The sequence below is a fragment of the Catenuloplanes niger genome (assembly GCF_031458255.1).
Classification (GTDB): domain Bacteria; phylum Actinomycetota; class Actinomycetes; order Mycobacteriales; family Micromonosporaceae; genus Catenuloplanes; species Catenuloplanes niger.
Map to the genome: position 1 here is coordinate 2,069,540 of NZ_JAVDYC010000001.1, position 24,056 is coordinate 2,093,595.

Here is a 24,056-nt window from a genome sequence, read left to right on the forward strand (position 1 = left end):
GGCCGATGGTCCCGGGACCACCGGTCCGAGGGTCAGCTCTCGAACAGGACCCGCAGCGCCTCCGACACGGTGAACGCGCCGGCGTAGAGCGCCTTCCCGGCGATCACGCCCTCGACGCCGACCGACTCCAGCGTGGCGAGCGCGCGCAGGTCGTCCAGCGTGGACACGCCGCCGCTGGCGATCACCGGCGCGGACGTGGCGGCGCAGACCTCACGGAGCAGGTCCAGGTTCGGGCCGCGCATGGTGCCGTCCTTGGTGATGTCGGTGACGACGTAGCGGGCCGCACCGGCCTTGTCCAGGCGGGCGAGCACCTCGTAGAGGTCGCCGCCGTCCCGGGTCCAGCCGCGCGCGGACAGCGTGCGGCCGCGGACGTCCAGGCCGATCGCGACCCGGTCGCCGTACTCGGCGGCGACCCGGTCGCACCACTCCGGGTTCTCCAGCGCGGCCGTGCCGATGTTGACCCGGGTCGCGCCGGTGGCCAGCGCGCGCTCCAGCGACTCGTCGTCGCGGATGCCGCCGGACAGCTCCACGTTCACGTCGAGCCGGCCGACGACCTCGGCCAGCAGCTCCGCGTTCGAGCCACGGCCGAACGCGGCGTCCAGGTCGACCAGGTGAATCCAGGTGGCGCCGTCGAGTTGCCAGGCGAGCGCGGCCTCGAGCGGGTCGCCGTACGCGGTCTCGCTGCCGGCCGCGCCCTGCACCAGGCGGACGGCCTGACCGTCGGCGACGTCGACGGCGGGAAGCAGTTCGAGGGTCACGGATTCTCCTTGATCATGAGTTTCTTCGGCCCAGCGCGATCACGATCAGCGCTGGTAGAGCGAGGATCAGCACCAGGACGATGATCAGGCGCATCACCAGGTCGTCCACCAGGTACCAGGTCAGCATCACGGCGAGCACGCTGAGCATCACGATCGCGGCCCGCTGGGCAGCGGTGCGCCGCGGCTGCAGCCGGCCGGTGCGCCGGTCCGGCAGCTTCGGCACCAGCTTGCCCGTGATGTCCTTGCGTTTCTGCCGGCGGGACACCACGGCCGCGCGGGCGGCGCGCTTCTGCTCCGCCTCCAGCAGCCGGGCGGCCCGCCGGATGGCCCGGTCCTTGCTCACAGCCCCGCGATCCAGTTCCGGAGCAGTCGAGCGCCGGTGTCCCCGGACTTCTCCGGGTGGAACTGCGCGACCGAGAGCGGGCCGTGCTCGACCACGGCCGCGAACGGTTCGTCGTGCGCGGCCGTGGTCACCACGGCGTCCTGCAGCGCGTCCAGGCCGGAAGCGCCGTAGGAGTGCACGAAGTAGAACCGGGCGTCGTCCGGCATGCCGTCCATCAGGCGGCTCTCCGGCGGCGCGGTCACCGTGTTCCACCCCATGTGCGGGATGCGGCCGGCCCTGAGCCGCGTCACACCGCCGGGGAGCAGGCCGAGGCCCTTGGTGACGGTGCCGTGCTCGTCGCCGTACTCGAAGAAGATCTGCATGCCGACGCAGATGCCGAGCACCGGCCGGCCGGCCGCCACCCGCTCCGCGATCATCGGGCCGGCGTCGATCGCCTCCACACCGGCCATGCACGCGGCGAACGCGCCGACGCCCGGGACCACCAGGCCGTCCGCGTCCGCGGCCGCGGTCAGGTCCGGCGTGACGGTCACGTCCGCGCCGGCCCGCTCCAGCGCGCGCTCGGCGGAGCGCAGGTTGCCGGAGCCGTAATCCAGGATCACCACACGCTTTGTCATGATCGCTCCCTATTCCGGGATGAGCCAGAGGATGCCGCCCGCCGCGGCCAGCGCGGCGAGCAGCCCGGTGATCACTATCGAGAACGTGCTCGCCTCCTGCCGGTGGAGCGAGAACGCCCCACCGGCCAGGACCCCCGCGAACGCCAGCAGCAGGATCGCGGTCACAGCGTGCCCTTGGTGGACGGGATCGCGCCCGCGTTCCTCGGGTCGATCTCCACCGCCTCGCGCAGCGCCCGGGACACCGCCTTGAACTGTGCCTCCACCACGTGGTGCGCGTCCGGGTGGCCGCCCTCCCGCGCGCCGCGCAGCACGGAGACGTGCAGCGTCATCTTCGCGGTCTGCGCGAACGACTCCCAGATGTGCCGCGTCATGCTGGTCGCGTAGACCGGCCCGATGTACGGCGTGAGCAGCGGCTCGTCGTGCACCATGTACGGCCGGCCGGACAGGTCGAGCGCGGCCCGGACCAACACCTCGTCCATCGGGATGGTCGCCGAACCGTACCGCCGGATGCCCGCCTTGTCGCCGAGCGCCTCCGCGAACGCGGTGCCCAGCGCGAGCGCGGTGTCCTCCATGGTGTGGTGCGCGTCGATCTCCAGGTCGCCCTCGGTGTGCACGGTCAGGTCGAAGCCGCCGTGCTTGGCGATCTGGTTCAGCATGTGGTCGAAGAAGCCCACGCCGGTGCTGATGTCGCCCTTACCGGTCCCGTCCAGGTCCAGCTCGATGCGCACCTTGGTCTCGTTGGTGGTGCGGTCGATCCGCGCCCGTCGGCTCATCGGTCAAGCTCCTTCATCGCGTTCAGGAAAGCGTCGGTCTCGTCGGGGGTGCCGGCCGTGACGCGCAGCCAGCCGGGCAGTCCGACGTCCCGCACGAGGACACCACGGTCGAGCAGCGCGCGCCAGGCGGCCTTCTGGTCCCCGCCCACGTGGAAGAGCACGAAGTTGGCGTCGCTGTCCGCGACTCCCAGCCCGGCGGCGCGCAACGCCGACACGATCCGGTCCCGCTCGGCCTTGATCGCCTCGACCGTGCCCAGCAGCGCGGCCCGGTGCGACAGCGCGGCCCGCGCCGCGGCCTGGGTCAGCGCGGACAGGTGGTACGGCAGCCGAACCAGCTGCACCGCGTCCACCACGGCCGGGTGCGCGGCCAGGTAGCCGAGCCGGCCACCGGCGAACCCGAACGCCTTGCTCATCGTGCGCGTCACCACCAGCCGCGGGTGGCCGGGCAGCACCTCCAGCGCGCTCGGCGTGCCGGGGCGGGCGAACTCCGCGTACGCCTCGTCGACGACCACCATGCCCGGCGCGGCGTCCAGCACGGCCGCGATCACGGCCGGGTCCAGCGCGGTGCCGGTCGGGTTGTTCGGCGAGCAGAGGAAGACCACGTCCGGCGCGTGCTCACGAACCTGCGCGACCGCGTGCGCCGCGTCCAGCCCGAAGTCCTCGTCGCGCCGGCCGTCCACCCAGCGGGTGCCGGTGCCGACCGCGAGCAACGGGTGCATCGAGTAGGCCGGCGTGAAGCCGAGCGCGGTCCGCCCCGGCCCCGCGAACACCTGCAGCAGCTGCTGCTGCACCTCGTTCGACCCGTTCGCCGCCCAGACGTGCGCGACGGTCAGCCCGTGCCCGAGGTAGTCGGCGAGCGCGGTGCGCAGCGCCACCGCGTCCCGGTCCGGGTAGCGGTTGAGGTCGCGCAGCTCGGCCTGGAGCGCCTTGCCGATCGCCTCGACCACCTCGTCCGGCACCGAGTACGAGTTCTCGTTCGTGTTCAGCCGGACCGGCACGTCGAGCTGCGGCGCGCCGTACGGGCTCAGCCCGCGCAGGTCGTCGCGGATGGGCAGGTCGATCACGACAGACCCCCGGGGAAACGGGCGGACACGGCCTCGCCGTGCGCCGGCAGGTCCTCGACCGTGGCGAGCGCGACCACGTGCGCCGCGACCTCGCGCAGCGCGGGCTCGTCGTACTCGACGATGTGCACGTTCTTCAGGAACGACTGCACGGACAGGCCGGACTGGTGCCGGGCGCAGCCGCCGGTCGGCAGCACGTGGTTGGAGCCGGCGCAGTAGTCGCCCAGCGACACCGGCGCGAACGCCCCCACGAAGATCGCCCCGGCGTTGCGCACCCGCATCGCCCAGGCGCGCGCGTCCCGGGTCTGGATCTCCAGGTGCTCGGCCGCGTACGCGTCGACCACCCGCAGGCCCTGCTCCAGGTCGCGCACCAGCACGATGCCGGACTGCTCGCCGGTCAGCGACGTGGTGATCCGGTCGGTGTGCTTGGTGGCCGCGACCATCCGGCCGAGCGCCTCCTCGACCGCGCCGGCGAGCGCCTCGGACGGCGTGACCAGCACGCTCGCCGCCAGCGGGTCGTGCTCGGCCTGGCTGATCAGGTCGGCCGCGACGTGCACCGGGTCGGCGGTGTCGTCGGCCAGGATCGCGATCTCGGTCGGCCCGGCCTCCGCGTCGATGCCGACGACGCCGCGCAGCAGCCGCTTCGCCGCGGTCACCCAGATGTTGCCGGGGCCGGTGATGACGTCCACCGGCGCGCAGCCGTCGCCGTCGACCGCGCCGGTCGAGCCGTAGCCCAGCATCGCGATCGCCTGCGCGCCGCCGGCCGCGTAGACCTCGTCCACGCCGAGCAGCGCGCACGCGGCCAGCACCCGGGCGTCCGGCAGGCCGCCGTTCTCCTTCTGCGGCGGGCTCGCCACCACCAGCGCGTCCACGCCGGCGATCTGCGCGGGCACCACGTTCATCACCACGGTCGACGGGTACATCGCCAGGCCGCCGGGCACGTAGAGGCCCACGCGGGACACCGGCAGCCAGCGCTCGGTGACCGTGCCACCGGGCGAGACCTGCGTGGTCACGTCGTGCCGGCGCTGGTCCGCGTGCACCTTCCGGGTGCGGGCGATCGCCTCCTCCAGCGCGGCGCGCACGTCCGGCTCGAGCGCGGACAGCGACGCCGCGATCGCCTCGGCCGGCACCCGCAGTCGCTCCAGACGCACGCCGTCGAACCGCTCGGTCGCCTCGCGGATGGCCGAGAAACCATGCTCACGGACCGCCTCCACGAGCGGGCGGATGGTCTCGGTCGCGACCGAGACGTCGAGCTGGGCACGGGGCAGCAGGCCACGCGGCACCGCGGCGTCGGCCGCGCTCCGCAGGTCGATCCGGTTCAACACCCTTGCGAGTCTATTCGGCGCGCTCCGGCCCCGGCCGGGGCCGTCCGGCTGCCGGGACGATAACGCAGCGGAACCGGCCCCGGTGCGCCACGATGACTGAGTGAGCTCTCATGGATAAGCACGATCGGGAAGGCCGCGGGGGTCACGGGCCGGGGCGGTTCCGCTACGCTCGTGGCGTGGTGACGCGGTTGCCGGTGTTCCCGTTGGGGACGGTGCTCTTCCCCGGCCTGGTGATGCCGCTGCACATCTTCGAGGAGCGCTATCGCGAGCTGGTCCGTGACCTGGTCGCCCGCCCCGGGGAGACGCCGCGCGAGTTCGGCGTCGTCGCGATCCGCAGCGGCTGGGAGGTGCTGCCCGCCGGTCCGGGTGGCCCCGACTCCGCCGCCGCCCGCGTCACGCTGCACGAGATCGGCTGCACCGCCGAGGTGCGCCAGGTCACCGAGCTCCCCGACGGGCAGTACGATCTGCTCACCGTGGGCCGCCGCCGCTTCCGGATCACCGAGGTCATGCCGGACCCGGCGCCGTACCTGGTCGCCCAGGTCGAGTGGCTGCCCGAGCCGTCCGGCGCGGAGGACGTCGCCGACCTGCTCGCGCCGCGCGTGCTCGCCACCTTCCGGGAGTACCTGCAGCTGATGCGCCCGGAGTCGCCGGACGTGCCGGAGCAGCTGCCGGACGACCCGACCACGCTCTCCCACCTGGTCGCCGCCACCGGCGCGTTCACGGTCGAGGACCGCCAGGCGCTGCTCGCCGCGACCGACACCGCGGCCCGCCTCCGCGCCGAGCTCAAGCTCCTCACCCGCGAGGCCGCGCTGTTCCGCACGGTCCGCGCGGTCCCGGTCCCGCTCTCCGAGTACGCCACCCCGTCCAGCCAGAACTAGGGGGCGCGGGCGGCGGACACTCGCCGGCGGCCGTGCCACCCCGCGCCGAAGGCGCATTCCGACACCCATGTTCCCGCTTCCGGCGTGGGCACGTTCCGAGTGCTCCCGCGGGCACCGGTCGGCCGCGGGCGGCCTCCCTGCCGGCCGGCGGGTGGTCACGCAGACCGACGGTCCGCCCCCGCCGCCGGACACCGCTACCCGCCGGATGCCGACCGATCGCGGTCCTGGTCATCCCCGCCGTCCCGCGCTCGGCCGGTCCCCGTGGACTCCGGCGGCGTGCCGGTCCCGGCGGGCGGCACGGTGACCTCCGGACCCACGTGCGGCACGGCGACTTCCGCGCCCGCGTGCGGCACGGTGACCTCCGCGCCCGCGTGCGGCGCCGTGACCTCCGGGCCCGCGTGTGGTGCGGTGACCTCCGGGCCCGCGGGCGAAGCCATGAACGGCCGGTCGGTGGGCGGCGCTGCAAGATCGCGGGTGGGCGATGCGCTGACGCCCGCGCCGGCGGGCGATTCGGTGAACGCCGAGTCGGCCGGCGGTCCCGTGAAGTCCGGCGGTGTGGCGAAGCCGGGGCTGGCCGGCGGTGTGGCGAGACCGGGGCCGGCCGGCGGTGTGGCGAGACCGGGGCCGGCCGGCGCGTCCGGTGAGTCGGTGGCGAAGGGCTCGGGGCGGAGCGAGGGCCAGGGCGACCAGCCGGCCAGCAGCGTGTAGGTGGCGGCGGCGGCCAGCGGGCCGGCCAGGAGGTCGCCGCGGATGCCCGGCAGGAAGCCGAGGAACAGGTGCACCTCGCCGGCCCGCAGCTCGGCCGGCTTGGTGAAGCGCTCGCCGATCGCCGCGGTCGCCTTGAGCCGCTCGTACTCGCTCAGCCCGATCTTGCTGCCGGCCCACGACGCGAGCAGCGCCGCGCCGATCGTGCCCAGCGTGACCGCGGCCAGCACGATCGCGCCCCGGTAGCGGCGCAGCACGAACCAGGCCGCCACCGTGATCAGGATGCCGAACGCGATGCCGAGGAACGTGAACCATCCGTCCGCGGCCACGAACTGCTCCGGCTGCGCGGACGTGAGCAGCGGCCCGTTCTCGCCCTGCACGACCGGCACGTCCGGCGCCAGCACGGCCCAGAGCAGCCCGAGCGGGATGCCGAGCGCCGCGACGACCAGTGCCGCGACGACCGACGCGACGATCTCCCGGCCGAGCGGCGGCCCCGGCGGCACCGGCGCACCCGGCATCTCCGGTCCGCCCGGCATCTCCGGTCCGCCCGGCATCTCCGGTCCGCCCGGCGGGGGCGCGGGCAGCGGGTGCGGTGACGGCGCGGACACCGGTGCCGGCTCCGCGCCTCGGTCCTGATCCTCGGACGACGGGACACCGCTGACGCCGGGCTGCCAACTGGACGCGCTCACGCCTCGATCCTCTCAGGCGCGCCACGGGCTCGCCGCCGGGACCCGGATCAGCGGGCGAACGGCTCCAGCATCATCGACGTCGCGCGCAGCCAGGCGTTGCGGGTCTCCGGCTGGAGCTGGTGGTACTCGATGGACGCACCGGTCTCCAGGGCCGGGTCGTACGGCACGATCGCGACCGCGCGGGTCCGCGTCTTGAAGTGCTTCTCCAGGTCGTCGAGCAGCGGCGACTTGCCCGGCGTGGGACAGGAGATCAGCGTCACCGCGTTCGACACCAGGTCGCCCATGCCGACGTCGTCGAGCAGGTCGAGCATCCAGTCCGCGGTGAACGCGGCGTCCTCGCGCGGGACCGTGGTGACCACCAGCTGGTCCGCGGCCTGCAGCACGGTCTGCCAGTTCACGCTCTCCACGTTGTTGCCGGTGTCCACGCAGATCACGTCGTGCGTGCGGCGCAGCAGCTCCAGCACGCGGCGCACCGTGTGCTGGTCGAGGCGCTGGGCGAAGCGCGGGTTCTCCTCGCCGGCGAGCACGTCGTACGACCCGTCGGAGGCGTGCCGGAGGAAGTCGTCGAGCCGGTCGAGCAGCTCGGCGCCGTGCGCGATCTCGATCTGGGCCAGCTCCGCGATCAGGTGCCGGACCGTGCGCGCGTGCCGGGCGCTGCCGGCCCGGAGGCCGAGCGTGCCGCGCAGCTCGTTGTCGTCCCAGGCGAGCACGCCCTTGCCGCGCACGCTGCCGACCGCGGCCGAGGCGAGCACGGTCGCGGTGGTCTTGTGCACGCCGCCCTTCGGGTTGGCGAACGCCATCACCCGCGGGCCGCCGAGGTCGCGCTTGAGCACGCTGATCGCGCGCTCGGTCTCCACGTCCGTCGCCGAGCGGGCCGCGGGCTCGGGCGCGGCGCCGCCGAGGAAGCCGACGTTCTTCTCCTGGAACCGGCCCGCGGTGACCGCCGGAGCGGGTGGGGCCGGCGGCGCGGGTGGCTCGGCCGTGGGCGGCAGCGGCGGCGGCACATACCCGGGCGGGGACAGGATCGAGTAGCGCGACGGCTGCGGATAGTCGCGCTCGGGTGCGTAGGGCTGCTGCGCGCCACCGTAGCCACCGGCCGAGGGGGCCGGAGCGGACGCGGGCGGCATCGGCGGAGCCTGCGGGACCGGTGGCGCCGGCGCGGCGGCCTGCGGCACCGGTGGGGGCACCGGAGCGGCTGCCGGGGGCGTCGGCGGGCCGGGCGGGTAACGACCGGGCTGGACCGGCGAGTAGCGCGGGTCCAGCGCGGCGTAGCGGGACTCGAACCCGCTCTCGTCCGGCCCGAGCGGCGGCGGCTGCACGGACGGCGTGCCGTAGGCACCGCCGGACGGCGGGTACGGCTGGCGGCGCGCGACGCCGGGACCGTCCGGTGCGGGCCGCGCCGGTGGCTGCTGCGCCGGTGGTGGCTGCACCGGCTCCTGCTGGCGCCCGTTCACGGCAGCGCCGTAGGACGGGGACGCGGGGGTGCGCTGCGGGCGGCGCGGGAGCGGGCTGTCCGGCGGCGGCACCGGAGCGTCGAACGGGTTGCCACCGGGCGCGCCGGGCTCGAAGTAGCCGCGGCGCGGCTCCGCCTCGTACCGGTTTCCGCCCTCGGGGTAGCCGTTCGCCTCCGGATAGCCGTTCGCACCGGTATGACCGTTATGTCCGTTCGCCGGGTAGCCGGGTTCGCCGCGGCCCGCCCGGTCCGCGTTCACCTGGGCATGCTCCCCGGTCCGGCCACCGAGCAGGGCACGGTCAAGAAGCGCGCGCCATCGCGGCGGCGGTTCCTGCGCCCGACCCCAGTCGGTCTCGGTGCCCTCCACGGATGCATCCTCCCAGCGCCAATGGTCTGCCTGACAGGCTACGAAGGAAACCCGCTTCAGGCCACACCCGCATCCTCATCCCAATCGTCCGGCGAACTACCCAAAACCGCCGGACTCCGCAGACCCTAACGATGCGTGCCTGATCGTGCGGCCACCGCCCCGATCGCCGAACCTGACCGTCGGTACGGGGCTGCCGCGCTGCCGGATGGTTCAACGCGTGGGGCCGCGCCGGGATGCTGCCATTCTCCCCTATCGGCCGCCCGGCGTCACGGGTGTGCCGACCGGAGCCATGGATTCTGTGAGCCCGTCCACAGGCGGTGTGACCACGTCGTCCTGTTCCGGCAGCGGCGGCAGGAGCACGGCCCGGTCGAGGCGGGACAGCTCGGGGGCCGGATCGACGACCCGGACCTCGGGCCGTTCCGCGACCGCGGTCAGCTCCGCCGGCGTGGCCCGAATCACGGCCGCGTAGAGACACGAACACGCCTCGCGGTACGCGGTCGCCTCCGCCGCCGCCACCGTGGCGCCGCTGTCGTACACGGTGCGCAACTCCGTCTCCGGCGCGGAGTCACCGGTCAGCTTCGCGCTCAGCCGGCGATAGTCCTCGGCCTCCCGGTCCTTGCGCTCCGCGATCACGCCCATGCCACCGATCAGGTCGGCCGGCAGCCGCTGCACCGCGATCCGGACGATCTCCGTCTGGGTCCCGGGCAGCGGCACCCGGCCCACCACCACGGCGGTGGCGCGGCCGTCGAGCGCGGCCGCCAGCCGGTCCGGCGCGAGGTATTCGGTGAACGTGACCAGCGCGAACGTGCTGGCACCGCCGTCCAGCGCGGCCAGCTCGGCGGCGGACGCGTCCGCGTACCCGGGGATCGAACCGCCCTCGGCCACGCCGACGCGCACCACGTCACCCACGGTGTCGTCGCCGGACGGCGGTGGCCGGTCCGCGGCCCAGACCACGGTCAGCAGCACCGCGACGGAGGCGGCCACGGCCGCGGCGGTCAGGAACCGCAACCGCCCGGGGGTACGGCCGGCCCGCGCGAGGCCCCGGCCGAGCGGCGGGAGGAGCCGCTCGTCGAGCCGCCGCAGCAGTCCGGTCAACTCGCCGCGCGCAGCACGTCGAGGGCGTGCTGCAGATCGTCCGGGTAGGGGCTGACGAACCGCACCTCCTCGTACGTGCCCGGGTGCGTGAAGCTCAGCTCGCGCGCGTGCAGCCACTGCCGGTGCAGGCCGGCCCGCTGCGCGAGCGTCGGGTCGGCGCCGTAGGTGAGGTCGCCCACGCACGGGTGCCGCATCGCGGACATGTGCACCCGGATCTGGTGGGTGCGCCCGGTCTCCAGCCGGATGTCGACCAGGCTGGCCGACCGGAACGCCTCGAGCGTGTCGTAGTGCGTGATGCTCGGCTTGCCGCCGGTCATCACGGCCCACCTCCAGTCCGAGGACGGGTGCCGGTCGATCGGCGCGTCGATCGTGCCGCGCAGCGGGTCGAGGTGTCCCTGCACGATCGCGTGGTAGCGCTTCTCCACCTCGCGCTCCTTGAACGCGCGCTTGAGCACCGTGTAGGCGTGCTCGCTCTTCGCCACCACCATCAGCCCGGTGGTGCCCACGTCGAGCCGGTGCACGACCCCCTGACGCTCGGCGGCGCCGCTGGTCGCGATGGTGTGGCCGAGACCGGCGAGGCCGCCGATCACGGTCGGGCCGGTCCAGCCCGGGCTCGGGTGGGCCGCGACGCCGACCGGCTTGTCGACCACCACGATGTCGTCGTCGGAGTGCACGACCCGCAGGCCGTCCACGGTCTCCGCGACCACGGTGGGCGGCGCGGCCGGTGCGGGCAGCGTCACCTCCAGCCAGGAGCCGCCGGAGACCTTGTCTGATTTGCCGCGCCGGGTGCCGTCGACGTAGGCGTCGCCGGCCTCGACGATCGCGGCCGCCGCGGTGCGGGAGAGCCCGAACAGGCGGGAGACGGCGGCGTCGAGACGCAGGCCGTCGAGGCCGTCGGGTACGGGGAGGGATCGGGTGTCACCGGGGGGTTGCGTCACGCGCTCGGGTTGTCCTTCTCGTCACTGCTGCCGGGGGCGGGCTTCTTGCCGCCGTCCGAGGATATCCGGGAGCCGTCGCGCTGCCGTCCGGTCAGCTCCAGCAGCACCGCCAGCACCACGCCGATGCTGAGCGAGCTGTCCGCCCAGTTGAAGATCGGGAACGCGCCGCCACCCGGCTGGAACACGCTGACGAAGTCCACCACGTGGCCCTGGAACGGGGACGGCTCGCGGAAGACGCGGTCGATCAGGTTGCCGACCGCGCCGCCCAGCACCAGGCCGAGCGAGATCGCCCACGGGATCGACCGCAGCGTGCGGGCCATCCAGCCGATCCAGCCGGCCACCACGATCGCGACGATCGGGAAGATCCAGGTGTAGTTCTCGCCGAGGCTGAACGCGGCCCCGCTGTTCCGGATCAGGCTCCAGTAGAGCACGCCCGGGATCACCGTCACGTCGTCGCGGTAGTTCAGCGTCGCGAGCGCGATCTCCTTGGTCGCGAAGTCGGCCGCGACCATCACCGACGCGACCGCACCGAGGACGGTGACCGCCCGCCGGACACTGCGGGGCCTGCTCGCCCCAGCTTCTGCGGGCGGCTGCTGCGCCTCCACCGTCACCGGTCCGTCCTCCCCGGCGGCGCGGAAGTCAGCGCCGCTCCTCCAGTTGCTTGCACTTCACACACCGGGTGGCGGACGGGAACGCGGCCAGCCGCTCGACGGGAATCGGGTTCCCGCACCGCTCGCACCACCCGTAGTGTCCTTCGTCCAGCCGCTCCAGCGCACGCTCGACCTGGTTGATCCGCTCCAGGAGGTTGTTCGCGAGCGTGATCTCCTGCTCGCGTTCGAACGTCTTGGTGCCGGTGTCCGCCTGGTCGTCGCCCGCCGAGTCCCCCAGCCTCTCGCGCTGCAGGCCGGCGATCTCGATCAGGGTCTGATCGTACTCGTGGCGCAGTTCGTCCCGGCGGCCCGCGAGGGCGGCCCGGATCTTCTCGGTCTCCGCCGCGCTGCGAGCGCTCTTCGCGGGCGCGGTCTTGCGCGCCGGTGTGCTGGTCTCGGCTGCCTTCGCCATGGTCGTCGCTCCCTCGGCCGCGCTCGTCGCGGCGGTCGGCGGTGCTGTGTCTGCCCGCGTCGTGTCGGTCCGTGCCGCCCGGGTGGCGGCCGGCCTGGCCCGGTTCGTCTCCGTGCTCCCGGTCGGGGCGGCACTCCTCCCCGAGGTGGTCTTCGTGGCTTTCCCGGCGTCCGCCCGTACCGTTTTGGTGGCTTTCGCCGTTTTTTCACCAGATGCTGTGATCGCGCGCTTCCCGGCCGGCGCGGTCTTCACCGGCGCAACCTCGGCCGCGGCCTTCCCCGGCGCGACCTTCACCGGCATGGCCTCGGCCGCCGCGGTCCCGGCCGATGCAACCTTGGCCGCCGCGGTCCCGGCCGGCCCGGCCTTGGCCGGTGCAGCCTTGGCCCGTGCAGCCTTGGCCGGTGCAGCCTTGGCCGACACGGTCCGGGCCGATGCGGTCTTGACCGGCGCGGTCCCGGCCGGCGTGGCCTTGGCCGATGCGGCCTTGGCCGACACGGTCCGGGCCGATCCGCCCCCGGTCGACTCGGCCTTGGTCGACTCAACCTTGGCTCGGCCGGCCTTGGCCGGTGCCGCCTTCGCCGCTCCCCTGCCCGTGCCGGTCGACACCGCGCCGGTGGACCGGGCCGCCTTTCCGGCCCGGGACGTCCCGGTGGCCGCCGTGTCCGCCCCGGGATTCCCGCCGGGTGCGCCGGTCGCCGTCCTCGCTGTGCTGTTCTTCCGCGCCGCCGGGCTGCCCGGCTTCGCCTCGGTCCGGCCACGTGCCGGCCCGCGGTTCGGCGAGCTGACCGATCCCGTCGTGGCGGGTCCGGCCGGTTTCGCCGCGACGCCGGCACGTCCACGATTCCCCGGCTTGGCGGCCGTCGCCGTCGTCGCCATGGTCGCGGCCGTGCCGGCCCGTCCCGACACCTTACGGCCAGTGGCCGCCTGGTCGCCAGTAGTAACTTTCTTAGCCATGTCCGCCCGCCTGACCATGGCGCCCCCCACGTGCAAAAAACGGGCACACGGCGGTCGCCGTGCACTCCGGAGGTTCGCAAGAATACGGACCGTAAGCGAATCCGACAACAGGGCGCACCGTGGTGAACCGTTTTCACCACATCTGTCCGGGTAATTTATCGCAATTCCGACAGAGGCCTCGTGAGATCGACTAGCGTCTGCATCACCGGTCCGGAGCACCGCCGTCCGCGCCGTACTCGTTGAACCAGCGCGCCAGCCGGCCGCGCCGGCTCACCGCGCGCAGCCGCCGCTCCGCGACCTCGCGGACCTCCGCGGTCGCCACGATGAGCAGGCTGTCGCCGGACCGCAGCCGGGTGTCCGGCGCCGGCACGAACCCGGAGCCGTCGCGCACCACGAGCGTCACCGACGCGCCGACCGGCAGCCGCAACTCGTCCACGTGCACGCCGCTGAGCCGCGACCCGGCCGGGATCGCCAGCGTCAGCAGGTCCGCACCCATCCGGTCCAGCGGCGCGGTCTCCACCGACAGTTCGGTCGGCTCCGCGCCGGCCACCACGCCGAGGCGGCGGGCCAGCGGCGCCAGCGTCCCGCCCTGGACCAGCGTGAAGATCACCACGAGCACGAAGACCACGTCGAAGAGCCGCCGCGCACCGGGTACGGACTCGGAGAGCGGGATCGTGGCCAGCACGATCGGCACCGCGCCGCGCAGCCCGGCCCAGGACAGGAACGTCTGCTCGCGCCAGCCCAGCCGGATCCGCCGGCGCAGCGGCCGCAGCAGCGTGTACGGCAGCGCGGACACCACCACCGACAGCGGCCGCGCCAGCAGCACCAGCGCGAGGCCGGCGACCAGCGCCTCGTCGATCGCGCCGGGCAGCCGGTCCGGCGCCGCGAGCAGGCCGAGCAGCACGAACAGGCCGATCTGCGCGGTCCAGGCCAGGCCGTCCGCGAAGCCGAGGATCGCCGCCCGGTGCGGCAGCCGCGCGTTGCCGAGCAGCACCCCGGCGACGTACACCGCGAGGAAGCCGGACGCGTGCGCGACCGCACCGGCCGCGTACGCCAGCACGGTCAGCGCCACGGCCGCGATCGGGTAGAGCCCGGCGGACGGCAGCGCGGCATGCCGGAGCAGCCAGCGGCCGGAGACGCCCACGGCGTAGCCGATCACGGCACCGGCGACCAGCTCGTACGCGACGACCAGCAGCTCGTACCACCAGGGATGGGCACCGAAGCCGGTGGTGGAGAGCAGGACCACGACGATGACCACCGGCGCGTCGTTCATGCCGGACTCGGCCTCCAGCGTGGCGACCAGCCGCGGAGGCAGCCGCAGGCGGCGGAGCGTGGCGAAGACCGCGGCCGCGTCCGTGGACGACAGCACCGCGCCGTAGAGCAGCGCGAGCCGCCAGTCCAGGCCGAGCAGCAGGTGCACGACCACGCCGACCGTGACGATGCTGACCGCGACGCCGGCCGTGGAGAGCAGCGCGGCCAGGCCGAGTACCGGGCGCAGCGTGCTGACCCGCGCGGTCAGGCCACCCTCCGCGATGATCACGATGAGGGCGCAGAAGCCGAGCACCCGGGTCAGCTCCGCGTCGTCGAACCGGATGCCGAGCCCGTCCTCGCCGATCAGGAGACCGATGCCGAGGTAGATCAGCAGGCTGGGGAAGCCGAAGCGGGTGGAGATGCGGACCGCGGCGACCGCGATCAGGACGACGGCGGCGCCGAGCAGCAGCGCCAGGTCTATGTCGCCGCTCACCCGCCGTCCCGCAGCTCGGTCACGGCCGCGGACAGCGCCTCGGGCGCGCCCGCGACCAGGAAGACCTTGTCGCGGCTGGCGGCGCCGAGCTTCAGCGTGACGGACGCGGGCCGCACGCCGAGCGCGCTCGCCAGGGCCTTGCGCGCGGCCTCGGTGGCGCGGCCGTCGACCGGCGGCGCGTTGACGGCGACGACCAGCGCGGGGCCGTGCGGTCCGTCGTGCCGGCCACCGACGCGCGCGCGGGATGCACCGGGCTTCACCCGGACGGGCACGGAAAAGTCCATGCCCGTCATTCTGTCGAACGGACCTGCGGGGGACCGGTTACGCGACTGTGAAGATCACACACGGCGGGCGTCGGCGAGCAGCGCGCTGTCCGGCTCGCACAGGCCGCAGGGGGTGAAGCCGAGCTCGACCGCCTCGTTGACCGGGAGCGGCTCGGCCTCCTTGTCCATCAGGTGGACGCAGCCGGCGAGGTGGTACCGCGGGCGGCCGTCCACCACGTACACGTCGGCGGTCATCCGGGCGACGCGCGCGGTCTCGGCGGCCGGCACCAGCTGCGGTTCCGGCTCGTCCTCCGGGTCGTCGACCGGCTCGCGCGGCGGCGGGACCGTGGCCTCGCGGTAGCTCGGCGCCTCCGGCTCGGCGGCGCCGTACCCCGGGTAGGCCTCGTCCCGGAACTCGGTGGAGGTGACGGTCGACGAGGTGCCCTCCCGTCGCTGCCGACGGCCCTCGTAACCGGCGAACTCCTCGTCGAGGTACTCCTCGGCGGGCGCACCGTACTCGTCGTTCTTCGAGTCGGCCTCGGCCATCACGTCGGCGTTGTCGACCATCTCGGCGCGTGCGGCGGCCGCCTGCCGCATGCCGACCACCAGGGTCACGGCCGCGAGCAGGCTGCCCACGATCGAGCCGATCAGGAGCAGGCTGGACGCGCTCATCAACCCGAGCACGAGCAGCGCGATCGCGACGAGGATGAGCAGCAGGCTAATGACGATCATGGCTCACCCCCGTCGCGAGGACTAGCGGCCGGACTCGATCGAGGAGCCGCTGCGACCGCCGCCGTACGACGAGGCCAGGCCCGCCGCGGCGAGACCGCCGGATCCGCCCACGGCGCGGTTGCCCTCGCTGCGGGTCAGCTCCGCCTCGAGCCCCTGGCCACGACCGTCGAGGTCGCGCAGCTGGCTCTCGAGGTACGCCTTCAGCCGGGTGCGGTACTCGCGCTCGAACTGCTTGAGCTCCTCGATGTGCTTCTGCAGCGCCGACCGCTTCGCGTCCAGGCCGCCCATGGCCTCCTGGTGACGCTGGCGGGCGTCACGCTCGAGCGCGTCCGCCTTGGCCCGCGCCTCGCGGGTGACCTCCTCCGCCTTGGTGCGGGCGTCGGTCAGCAGCTTGTCGGCCTCCCGGCGCGCGTCGGCGACGTGGTCGTCGGCGGTGCGCTGGGCCATCATCAGCACGCGGAGCGCCTGCTGCTCGCCGTCGGGGTTGGTGCCGGCACCCATGCCACCGGCGGGACCACCCTGCGCGCGCACCTGGTCGAGCTCGGCCTGCATGGCGCGAGCGGCCTGGTCGGCGGCGGCCTTGTCCCGCTGGACGCGGTCGAGCTGCGCCTTGAGGTCGTTGAGCTCGGCGGCCATCCGCGGGTCGGCGCCCGGACCGGCCGGGGCGACGGGGCGGCCGCCACCACGCTCGACCTGAGCGCGGAGCTCGTTGTTCTCTTCGATCAGACGGGCGAGCTCGCGCTCGACCTCGTCGAGGAAGGCGTCGACCTCCTCCTCGTCGTACCCCCGCTTGCCGATGGGGGGTTTTTTGAAGGCGACGTTGTGGACGTCGGCCGGGGTCAGCGGCATCGAAACTCCTCGGGTCAGTTGCGGCCGCGTGGCGCGCTGGTCGTCAGGTTCTCAACCCTTTGCACGTTGTTCACCTGATGATCAACGGCCGTACCACGAGTTCCATCAGCACGATCAGGATAACCAGCAGCACAAGGGAGGCCAGGTCGAAGCTCACGGTACCAATTCGCAGTGGTGGGATCACACGCCTCAACGCCTTGAGGGGTGGATCAGTGACGCTCCACACCGACTCCAGTGCCGCGGCCGCGCCCCGGCTCGGCTGCCATCGCCGCCCGTACTGCAGCACCGCGCCCAGCACGAACCGTGCCAGCAGTGTCAGGAAGAACACGTACAGCAGCAGGTAGAGGACTTGCAACGGGATCGACAGCACGGCGAGCGGGGCCCCTATGTAGCTCAGGTAGACAGGGTCGGGTCAGGTCTGGCTGAAAAACCCGCCCTCGGCGATCTTGGCCTTGTCCTCCGCGGTGACCTGAACGTTGGCCGGCGAGAGCAGGAAAACCCGGTTGGTCACTCGCTCGATCGTACCCCGAAGACCGAACGCCAGTCCGGCCGCGAAGTCGACGAGACGGCGAGCGTCACCCTCATCCATCTCGGTGAGATTGATGATCACGGGCACACCGTCCCGGAAGTGCTCGCCGATCGTCCGCGCCTCCCGGTACGTGGTCGGGTGCAGCGTGGTGATCTGGTAGCGCTGCTCCTCCTCCGGCACCGTGACCCGGCTCGGGGCGGGCAGCGGCGGCGCCAGCGCGAGGCTCTCCTGCGTGGGGTAGGTGAGCGCGGCGGAGACCCCGCCACCCGTTCGGGTGATCGGCCGTACCGTCGCGGACTGCTGCTCCTGCTGCTCACGCTCGCGCTCGGCACGCTCGGCCTCGATGCGCTCCATCTCCTCGCGCACGGAGGAGCGGGACGGCCGCTCGTGCCGCTCCCGGTCGATGCGCGAGGTCCGGTCGCGGACGTCGGACCGGCCGCGGGTGCGGGGCACCGCCGGCGGCTCGTCGATCTCCTCGTCCTCGTCCTCGAAGTCCTCGGTGTACCGCCGGCGGTCGTGGTCACGCCCGCGGTAGTTCGACCGGTAGCCGTCGTCGTTGTAGCGCGAGTCGTCGTAGCGGGGGTCGTCGTCCTCCTCGACGAGACCGAGCCAGACACCCGCCCGGCGCAGGGCGCTCATCCGATCACCTCCGCGCCGCGGAGGCGGACAGCGTGACGCAGCACCGCGAGCCCCTCCCGCGTCCGCCGAGCGTGCTCGCCGAACCTCGTACCGTTACGCCCTCTCATGCCTGCCCCCACCTCGCCTCCGCCGTGACGGCACCGCCCCCTGCCGTGCCGCTGCCCTGCGGTGGAACCGTCGACATCAGTCCCTCCCCGGACCGGCGAGGGCCGGTTGATACCCCCGCTGGACCTTCGTGAATCCCCCATCGCGGTTGAATCACACTCATGTAGTTCGGTTCCGCGGTCAGGCTACCGCAGCGGTGCGCGCATGCCGAGCAACGCGCCGCCCACCCTCACGTGTGTCGCGCCGTGCGCGATCGCCGCCTCCAGATCGCCGCTCATGCCCGCGGAGACCAGGTCCGCACCCGGGTGCGCGGCCCGCATGCGCGCCGCCACCTCGGCCAGCCGGGCGAACGCGGCGGCCGGCTCCCAGTCCTGCGGCGCCACCGCCATCACGCCGCGCAGCGTCAGCTCCGGGCGGGCGGCGATCGCGTCGGCGACCCGGTCGACGTCGGCGCCCACGGCACCGCCGCGGTGCGGTTCGCCGTCCAGGTTGACCTGGACCAGCGCCTCGATCGGGGTGTCGCGCTGCCGGCCGGCCGCGGTGGCGAGCGCCTCGACGAGCCGCTCGCTGTCCACCGAGTGCACGACGTCCGCGTACCGGGCGACCGAACGGGCCTTGTTGCGCTGCAGTTGCCCGATGTAGTGCCAGCGGACCGGCGCGGTGACCGCCGCCGCCTTCGGGGCGGCCTCCTGGTCGCGGTTCTCCCCCACGTCCGTGACGCCGAGCGCGGCGAGGTGCGCCACGTCCGACGCCGGGTAGGTCTTGGTCACCGCGATCAGCGTCACGTCGGCCGGGTCCCGCCCGGCCGCCGCGCAGGCCGCGTCGATGCGGGCACGCACCGCGGCCAGGTTGCCGGCGATCTCGTCCCGCCGCGCGTCGCTCACTGCTCTCCCGCGTCGCTCACTGATTTCCCTCTGATGAGAGAACCGGCCCGGGGGTCCCGGGCCGGTTCTGATGCTCAGGAGCCGTTCTTCAGGAAGTCCGGCACGTCGACGTCGTCGAAGAGCACCTTGCGGCGCTCCTGCGGCGGCGGCGGGAGCGGGTTGGCCGGCGTGGTCGGCAGCGGGGCCGGCTGCGGCTTGCGCACCGAGTCCACCGGCTTGTACGCCGGGGCGCCGCCGTCGAAGCCGGCCGCGATCACGGTCACCCGCACCTCGTCGCCGAGCGCGTCGTCGATCACCGCGCCGAAGATGATGTTCGCGTCCGGGTGGGCCGCGTCCGTCACCAGCTGCGCCGCGTCGTTGATCTCGAACAGGCCGAGATCCGAGCCGCCGGCGATGGAGAGCAGCACGCCGCGCGCGCCGTCCATGCTCTGCTCCAGCAGCGGGCTGGAGATCGCCGCCTCGGCCGCCTCGACCGCGCGGTTGTCGCCGCGGGCGCTGCCGATGCCCATCAGCGCGCTGCCCGCGCCGGACATGACGCTCTTCACGTCCGCGAAGTCGAGGTTGATCAGGCCCGGCGTGGTGATCAGGTCGGTGATGCCCTGGACACCGGAGAGCAGGACCTGGTCGGCCTGGCGGAACGCGTCCATCATGCTTATTCCGCGGTCACCGAGCGCGAGCAGCCGGTCGTTCGGGATCACGATCAGCGTGTCGCACTGGTTGCGCAGCTCGTCGATGCCGGACTCGGCCTGCACCTGCCGGCGCTTGCCCTCGAACGAGAACGGCCGGGTCACCACGCCGATGGTGAGCGCGCCGAGCTTGCGGGCGATGTTCGCGACGACCGGCGCGCCACCGGTGCCGGTGCCGCCGCCCTCGCCGCAGGTCACGAACACCATGTCCGCGCCCTTGAGGACCTCTTCGATCTCGTCGCGGTGGTCCTCGGCCGCGTTCTTGCCGACGTCGGGATTCGCACCCGCGCCAAGACCACGGGTCAGCTCGCGACCCACGTCCAGCTTCACGTCGGCGTCACTCATCAGAAGCGCCTGCGCGTCGGTATTGATCGCGATGAACTCGACACCCTTGAGCCCAACCTCGATCATTCGGTTGACGGCGTTGACGCCGCCGCCACCGATACCGACGACCTTGATAACCGCCAGGTAGTTGTGCGGAGGAGTCATCGGTCTGCCTTCCCTTCCCCGAGGTTGACGGGCATCGGCGACAAAGGCCCGGTCAGGCCGTGTCGACTTATGCTCCGGAACGTTGAGGTTGAGGCGGAACCCTCACCCTCTACTAGAGGTCGAGAGTTATGTCAACCACGCAACCTCTCCGGCAACGTATGCGGACGTGAGGCCGCAACCAAGAACCGACGCGGCGTGTCGTGTTTTTGGTCGTCCCGCCCGGTGTGCGACGCGACGCCGCACTTCAGCACCATACAGGCCATTTCGGGCGACGCCGATGCGTCTTTGCCCGAAAAGGCCGCATTGTCGGTGGTGTCGTACGCCGCATGTGTCGAACGTCGCCCGCCGAGGACGACGGCGGCCGTCTAGCGGAGTGACACGACCTCGGGCGCGCTCACGTCGATCGTCTTCTCCTCGCGGTCCAGCAGCGCCGTGGCCACCGAGGACTTCACGGCGTTCTGCGAGGAGTCGCCCCAGACGATGGTCCGCTCGTCCGCCAGGTTGAGCCGGATCCGGGCCGGCGCCTCCACCGTCACGGAGATCAACTGCGCCTTCAGCTCGGCGCTGAGCGAGGCCAGCACCTCCAGCCCGGCGCGCGTGTTGACGTCGTCCGGGCCCGGCTGCACGACCTCCAGGCGCGGCAGCCCGTCCGGACGCTCCGGCAGCGTCCGGAACGCCACGCCCTCGTCGTCCACCACGGCGAAGCCGTCACCCCGCGGGACCGCGGCCACGCCGGTGCGCTCGATCACCTCGATCAGCAGCGTGCCGGGCCAGCGGCGGGAGACGACCGCGCGGTCCACCGGCGCCAGCGCCTCCACCCGGGACGCGACCGCGCCGACGTCGACCCGGGCCAGCGGCGTCAGGTCCGGCACCGCGGCGGCGGCGCGCACCTGCGGCGGGTCGAGCAGCGCCGCGCCGGTCACCTCGACCCGGCGCACGCCGAGCACGCTGGTGCCGTAGATCATCCAGCCGATGCCGGACGCGACCGCGAGGATCGCCACGGCGATCGCCCAGGGCAGCGCCGCCCGGATCCGGCGCTGGCGGGCACGGCGCATGAACCGCCGCACGGACGGCGGCACCGCGTCCCGGTCCGCCCGGACCAGCCGCCAGCGCCGCACGCCGCCCGGATCGCTCATCCCGCCGCGGTCTCCGTGGCGCCCAGGGCCGCCGTCCCCGGGGCGCCCAGGGCCGCGATCAGCTCGTCGCCCAGCATCGAGCTCGGCGGCGCGCCCATGGTGACCACCACGTCGCCCGGCCGGGCCCGGCGGACCACCTCGGCCGCCACGCCGTCCCAGTCCGGCACGAACACCTTGCGGTCGGCCGGCAGGTCGATCGCGGCGGTCAGCGACACGCCGCCCTCGCCCGGCAGCCGGGTCTCGCCCGGCCCGAAGACCTCCATGATCACGGCTTCGTCCGCGATCGACAGCGCCTCGGCCAGCTCGGCCTCCAGGTCCCGGGTGCGGTAGACCCGGTACGGCTGGAAGACCACGATCAGCCGGCCCTCGCCGGCCACCTCGCGCAGCGTCTCGATCGCGGCCTTGACCGACACCGGGTGGTACGCGTACTCGTCGTACACCAGGATGCCGTTGACCTCGCCCTTGCGCTCGAACCGCCGGCGCACGCCGGGGAACGAGGCCAGCGCCTCGACCACCTTCTCGATCGGCAGGCCGAGCCGCAGCGCGGTCAGCACCGCGGCGGAGCTGTTCAGGCCGAGCAGCCGGCCGGGCGTGGGGAGGAAGATCTCGCCGAGCGACAGCCCGTCCAGCTCGGCCCGGTAGCGGACCCCGGCGGCGGACGAGCGGACGTCGAAGATGCGCAGGTCCGCGTCCTCGGCCTCGCCGTACGTGTAGACCGTGTGCCCCTCCGCGCGCAGCGTCGCGGCCATCCGGCGGGTGCCCTCGTTGTCCGCGCAGGCGATCACGAACCCGTCGCCGCGGCCGTTGACCGGCGAGTCGGCCAGCCGGGCGAACTCCCCGAACGCGGCCTCCACGCCGGCCAGGTCGCCGTACGTGTTCAGGTGGTCCGCGTCGATGTTGGTGATCAGCGCGACGTGCGGCCGGTAGCGCAGGAACGACCGGTCGCTCTCGTCCGCCTCGACCACGAAGTACTGCCCGGAGCCGTGGTGCGCGTTCGACCCCACCTCGGAGATCTCGCCGCCGATCACGAACGACGGGTCCTCGCCGGCGTGCTGCAGGATCAGCGTGAGCATCGACGTGGTGGTGGTCTTGCCGTGCGTGCCCGCGACCGCGATCGCCTGCCGGCCGGTCATCGTGGCGGCCAGCGCCTCGGACCGGTGCAGCACGCGCAGGCCCCGCTTGCGCGCCTCGCGCAGCTCGAGGTGGTCCTGCGGGATCGCGGTGGAGTAGACGACGGTGTCGACGCCGTCGAGGTTCGACTCGGTGTGCGTCATGTGAATCGTGCCGCCCAGCGCGCGCAGTGCCGCGAGGTACGGCCACTCGCGCAGCTCGCTGCCGCTGACCTTGATGCCCCGCGTGAGCAGCAGGCGGGCCAGGCCGCTCATGCCGACGCCGCCGACCCCGATCAGGTGCACCGTCCCCAGCTGTTCGGCCGTGAGTGCGCCGTCCGGCGTGTTCATGTCTTGATCAACCCTCTCGCGCGCGGGTCATGGTCGGGAGAGCCCTCATCATCCCCTGCGCTCCGGCCCTCCACGCAGCCGGGTGACCCGGTCCCGGGTGGCGGCCCGGGCCAGCCGCGCCGCCTGTCGTTCCTGGCCGGCCGGCACCCGGGTGGTGGCACGCCGGGCGACCGGCGCCTCCGGTTCACGGGCCGACGGCGGCAGCGGGGGCAGCGGCGCCCAGAGCAGCCGCACCCAGCGGGCCGGCGGGCGGGCGTTGAGCGCGCGGGCCGCGTCCGGCTCGGCACGGGCGAACGAGGCGAGCACTCCTATCGCGGCCAGCGTCACCACCAGCGCGGAACCGCCGTCGGAGATGAACGGCAGCGGCAGGCCGGTGATCGGCAGCAGGCCGACCACGCCGCCCACGTTGACGATGGTCTGGATGACCAGCCAGGTGGTGATGGACGCGGCCGCGAGCCGGCGGAACGGGTCCTGGACCCGGCGGGCGATCCGGTAGCCGGTGTAGGCCAGCACGGCGAACAGCGCGAGCACCACGGCGCAGCCGACCACGCCCAGCTCCTCCGCGATGACCGCGAAGATGAAGTCGTTGTGCTCGGACGGCAGCCAGCCCCACTTGAGGCTGCTCTTGCCGAGCCCGGTGCCGAACCAGCCGCCGTCCGCGATCGCGTACCGCGCCTGCATCATCTGGTAGCAGCCGGCCTGCGCGCACTCCTCCGGCGAGGCCAGGAACGAGGTGATCCGGTCCAGCCGGTAGTTGGGCGCGCCGGCCTCGCCGGAACCGGCGCCCTGGGACGCGGCCGCGATCAGCAGGCCGATGCCGCCCAGCCCGACAAGGGACAGCGCGGCGAAGACGCGCAGCCGCACGCCGGCCGTCCAGAGCAGTCCGACCACGATGCCGAGCAGCGGCAGCATGGTGCCGGTGTCGTTGTAGCCGACCAGCACGAACAGCAGGCCGACCGCGGGGCCGAGCGGCATGGACAGCTCGCGCCACCAACCCATCGCCGCGCCCTTCCGGGCGATCATGTCGGCGCCCCACAGCACCAGACCGAACTTGGCCAGCTCGGACGGCTGGAACTGGACCGGGCCGATGTACAGCCAGAGCAGGTTCGCGGAGACCGGGCCGATCTTCGGGGACGCGATCACGCCGAACCCGTCCAGCACCACGAGCATGTCCAGCACCGCGAGCAGGATCAGCGAGACCACCATCACCGGGAATCCCACCTGGCGCAGGGTGCTGGCCGGCAGGCGCTGCACCACCCAGAACGCGACCAGGCCGATCAACGCGAACAGCGCCTGCTTGCTGATCATCGCGAACGCGTTGCCGTTCTCCGCGTAGGCCCGCACGCTGGTCGCCGAGAACACCATGGTCAGGCCGATCACCAGCAGCAGCCCGGAGCTCGCCAGCAGCAGGTAGTAGGAGGCCAGCGGCCGGGCCAGCAGCCCGCGCAGCGCGGCCAGCCCGCCGCCGACGTCCACGCTCGCCCGCGGCGCCGCCGCCTTCGCCTCGCTCACGCCGTCCGCCATG

The 24,056-nt window shown here is 73.4% G+C and carries 26 protein-coding genes; 2 read left to right on the top strand and 24 right to left on the bottom strand.

All coding sequences use genetic code 11. From position 1 onward, the window contains the following. Positions 1 to 32: 32 nt before the first annotated feature. From priA to hisD, 7 genes are read right to left on the bottom strand one after another with little or no spacing between them, the layout of a single operon-like run. Positions 33 to 758, bottom strand: coding sequence for a bifunctional 1-(5-phosphoribosyl)-5-((5-phosphoribosylamino)methylideneamino)imidazole-4-carboxamide isomerase/phosphoribosylanthranilate isomerase PriA (priA, locus tag J2S44_RS08920; RefSeq protein WP_310410621.1), 726 nt, complete (start codon positions 756 to 758; stop codon positions 33 to 35). A 13-nt stretch (positions 759 to 771) separates the two neighbouring features. Then, the gene (locus J2S44_RS08925; RefSeq protein WP_310410624.1) at positions 772 to 1,101 is read right to left on the bottom strand and encodes a hypothetical protein; all 330 of its coding nucleotides are present in this window, start codon (positions 1,099 to 1,101) and stop codon (positions 772 to 774) included. Next, positions 1,098 to 1,715 carry an imidazole glycerol phosphate synthase subunit HisH gene (hisH, locus tag J2S44_RS08930; protein WP_310410626.1) on the bottom strand — a complete coding sequence of 206 codons (618 nt, stop codon included), beginning with the start codon at positions 1,713 to 1,715 and terminating at the stop codon, positions 1,098 to 1,100. Before hisH ends, J2S44_RS08925 begins: the two co-directional genes overlap by 4 nt. A 9-nt stretch (positions 1,716 to 1,724) precedes the next feature. Beyond that, positions 1,725 to 1,880 (bottom strand): CG2302 family histidine operon protein, encoded by a 156-nt coding sequence (locus tag J2S44_RS08935; protein ID WP_310410628.1) that lies wholly within the window; start codon positions 1,878 to 1,880, stop codon positions 1,725 to 1,727. Then, entirely contained in the window at positions 1,877 to 2,488 is a 612-nt protein-coding gene (gene hisB / locus J2S44_RS08940) for an imidazoleglycerol-phosphate dehydratase HisB (RefSeq protein WP_033346090.1), read from the bottom strand. The genes J2S44_RS08935 and hisB overlap by 4 nt, the downstream gene beginning before the upstream one ends. Next, positions 2,485 to 3,552, bottom strand: a complete 1,068-nt coding sequence (locus tag J2S44_RS08945) for a histidinol-phosphate transaminase (RefSeq protein WP_310410630.1) — start codon at positions 3,550 to 3,552, stop codon at positions 2,485 to 2,487. The genes hisB and J2S44_RS08945 overlap by 4 nt, the downstream gene beginning before the upstream one ends. After that, entirely contained in the window at positions 3,549 to 4,874 is a 1,326-nt protein-coding gene (gene hisD / locus J2S44_RS08950) for a histidinol dehydrogenase (protein ID WP_310410632.1), read from the bottom strand. The genes J2S44_RS08945 and hisD overlap by 4 nt, the downstream gene beginning before the upstream one ends. A gap of 176 nt (positions 4,875 to 5,050) precedes the next feature. Here hisD and J2S44_RS08955 point away from each other — a divergent pair, with 176 nt between their 5' ends. Next, the gene (locus J2S44_RS08955) at positions 5,051 to 5,752 is read left to right on the top strand and encodes an LON peptidase substrate-binding domain-containing protein (protein WP_310410634.1); all 702 of its coding nucleotides are present in this window, start codon (positions 5,051 to 5,053) and stop codon (positions 5,750 to 5,752) included. A 194-nt stretch (positions 5,753 to 5,946) separates the two neighbouring features. On the opposite strand, the gene J2S44_RS08960 is transcribed toward J2S44_RS08955, so the two are convergent. The 6 genes from J2S44_RS08960 to J2S44_RS08985 form a co-directional block, all read right to left on the bottom strand. Next, on the bottom strand, positions 5,947 to 7,146 hold the full coding sequence (locus J2S44_RS08960) for a DUF2567 domain-containing protein (protein WP_310410636.1): 1,200 nt from the start codon (positions 7,144 to 7,146) through the stop codon (positions 5,947 to 5,949). Positions 7,147 to 7,193: 47 nt separating this feature from the next. Further along, positions 7,194 to 8,966 carry a MinD/ParA family ATP-binding protein gene (locus J2S44_RS08965; RefSeq protein WP_310410638.1) on the bottom strand — a complete coding sequence of 591 codons (1,773 nt, stop codon included), beginning with the start codon at positions 8,964 to 8,966 and terminating at the stop codon, positions 7,194 to 7,196. A 249-nt stretch (positions 8,967 to 9,215) separates the two neighbouring features. Then, on the bottom strand, positions 9,216 to 10,061 hold the full coding sequence (locus tag J2S44_RS08970; protein WP_310410639.1) for a hypothetical protein: 846 nt from the start codon (positions 10,059 to 10,061) through the stop codon (positions 9,216 to 9,218). Next, complete coding sequence (locus J2S44_RS08975; protein WP_310410641.1) at positions 10,058 to 10,999, bottom strand: RluA family pseudouridine synthase; 942 nt, start codon at positions 10,997 to 10,999, stop codon at positions 10,058 to 10,060. The genes J2S44_RS08970 and J2S44_RS08975 overlap by 4 nt, the downstream gene beginning before the upstream one ends. Then, a complete protein-coding gene (lspA, locus tag J2S44_RS08980) occupies positions 10,996 to 11,610 on the bottom strand; it encodes a signal peptidase II (protein ID WP_445343957.1) in 615 nt (204 codons plus the stop codon). The genes J2S44_RS08975 and lspA overlap by 4 nt, the downstream gene beginning before the upstream one ends. Before the next feature lie 28 nt (positions 11,611 to 11,638). After that, positions 11,639 to 12,061 carry a TraR/DksA family transcriptional regulator gene (locus J2S44_RS08985; protein ID WP_310410643.1) on the bottom strand — a complete coding sequence of 141 codons (423 nt, stop codon included), beginning with the start codon at positions 12,059 to 12,061 and terminating at the stop codon, positions 11,639 to 11,641. Here J2S44_RS08985 and J2S44_RS08990 point away from each other — a divergent pair. After that, a complete protein-coding gene (locus J2S44_RS08990) occupies positions 12,060 to 13,169 on the top strand; it encodes a hypothetical protein (protein ID WP_310410644.1) in 1,110 nt (369 codons plus the stop codon). The genes J2S44_RS08985 and J2S44_RS08990 overlap by 2 nt on opposite strands. Positions 13,170 to 13,217: 48 nt before the next feature. Here the strand turns inward: J2S44_RS08990 and J2S44_RS08995 are convergent, their stop codons facing one another. The 11 genes from J2S44_RS08995 to J2S44_RS09045 form a co-directional block, all read right to left on the bottom strand. Further along, complete coding sequence (locus J2S44_RS08995) at positions 13,218 to 14,759, bottom strand: potassium/proton antiporter (protein ID WP_310410646.1); 1,542 nt, start codon at positions 14,757 to 14,759, stop codon at positions 13,218 to 13,220. Continuing rightward, on the bottom strand, positions 14,756 to 15,052 hold the full coding sequence (locus J2S44_RS09000; RefSeq protein ID WP_374727820.1) for a DUF167 domain-containing protein: 297 nt from the start codon (positions 15,050 to 15,052) through the stop codon (positions 14,756 to 14,758). Before J2S44_RS09000 ends, J2S44_RS08995 begins: the two co-directional genes overlap by 4 nt. Before the next feature lie 45 nt (positions 15,053 to 15,097). Beyond that, positions 15,098 to 15,754, bottom strand: a complete 657-nt coding sequence (locus J2S44_RS09005) for a hypothetical protein (protein WP_310410649.1) — start codon at positions 15,752 to 15,754, stop codon at positions 15,098 to 15,100. 21 nt (positions 15,755 to 15,775) lie between these two features. Then, positions 15,776 to 16,603, bottom strand: a complete 828-nt coding sequence (locus J2S44_RS09010) for a DivIVA domain-containing protein (protein WP_310410651.1) — start codon at positions 16,601 to 16,603, stop codon at positions 15,776 to 15,778. Positions 16,604 to 16,673: 70 nt separating this feature from the next. After that, positions 16,674 to 16,973, bottom strand: a complete 300-nt coding sequence (locus J2S44_RS09015; protein ID WP_310410653.1) for a YggT family protein — start codon at positions 16,971 to 16,973, stop codon at positions 16,674 to 16,676. Between the two features lie 42 nt (positions 16,974 to 17,015). Continuing rightward, positions 17,016 to 17,771 (bottom strand): cell division protein SepF, encoded by a 756-nt coding sequence (locus tag J2S44_RS09020; RefSeq protein WP_310410655.1) that lies wholly within the window; start codon positions 17,769 to 17,771, stop codon positions 17,016 to 17,018. Between the two features lie 290 nt (positions 17,772 to 18,061). After that, positions 18,062 to 18,760 carry a YggS family pyridoxal phosphate-dependent enzyme gene (locus tag J2S44_RS09025; RefSeq protein ID WP_310410657.1) on the bottom strand — a complete coding sequence of 233 codons (699 nt, stop codon included), beginning with the start codon at positions 18,758 to 18,760 and terminating at the stop codon, positions 18,062 to 18,064. Between the two features lie 74 nt (positions 18,761 to 18,834). Then, positions 18,835 to 19,935: a cell division protein FtsZ gene (gene ftsZ / locus J2S44_RS09030; RefSeq protein ID WP_310410659.1), complete on the bottom strand. Its 1,101-nt coding sequence runs from the start codon at positions 19,933 to 19,935 to the stop codon at positions 18,835 to 18,837. Between the two features lie 365 nt (positions 19,936 to 20,300). After that, positions 20,301 to 21,071, bottom strand: a complete 771-nt coding sequence (locus tag J2S44_RS09035; protein ID WP_310410661.1) for a cell division protein FtsQ/DivIB — start codon at positions 21,069 to 21,071, stop codon at positions 20,301 to 20,303. Further along, on the bottom strand, positions 21,068 to 22,531 hold the full coding sequence (gene murC, locus J2S44_RS09040; RefSeq protein WP_310410663.1) for a UDP-N-acetylmuramate--L-alanine ligase: 1,464 nt from the start codon (positions 22,529 to 22,531) through the stop codon (positions 21,068 to 21,070). The genes J2S44_RS09035 and murC overlap by 4 nt, the downstream gene beginning before the upstream one ends. A 48-nt stretch (positions 22,532 to 22,579) precedes the next feature. After that, a complete protein-coding gene (locus J2S44_RS09045) occupies positions 22,580 to 24,055 on the bottom strand; it encodes an FtsW/RodA/SpoVE family cell cycle protein (protein WP_310410665.1) in 1,476 nt (491 codons plus the stop codon). Position 24,056: the final 1 nt, after the last annotated feature.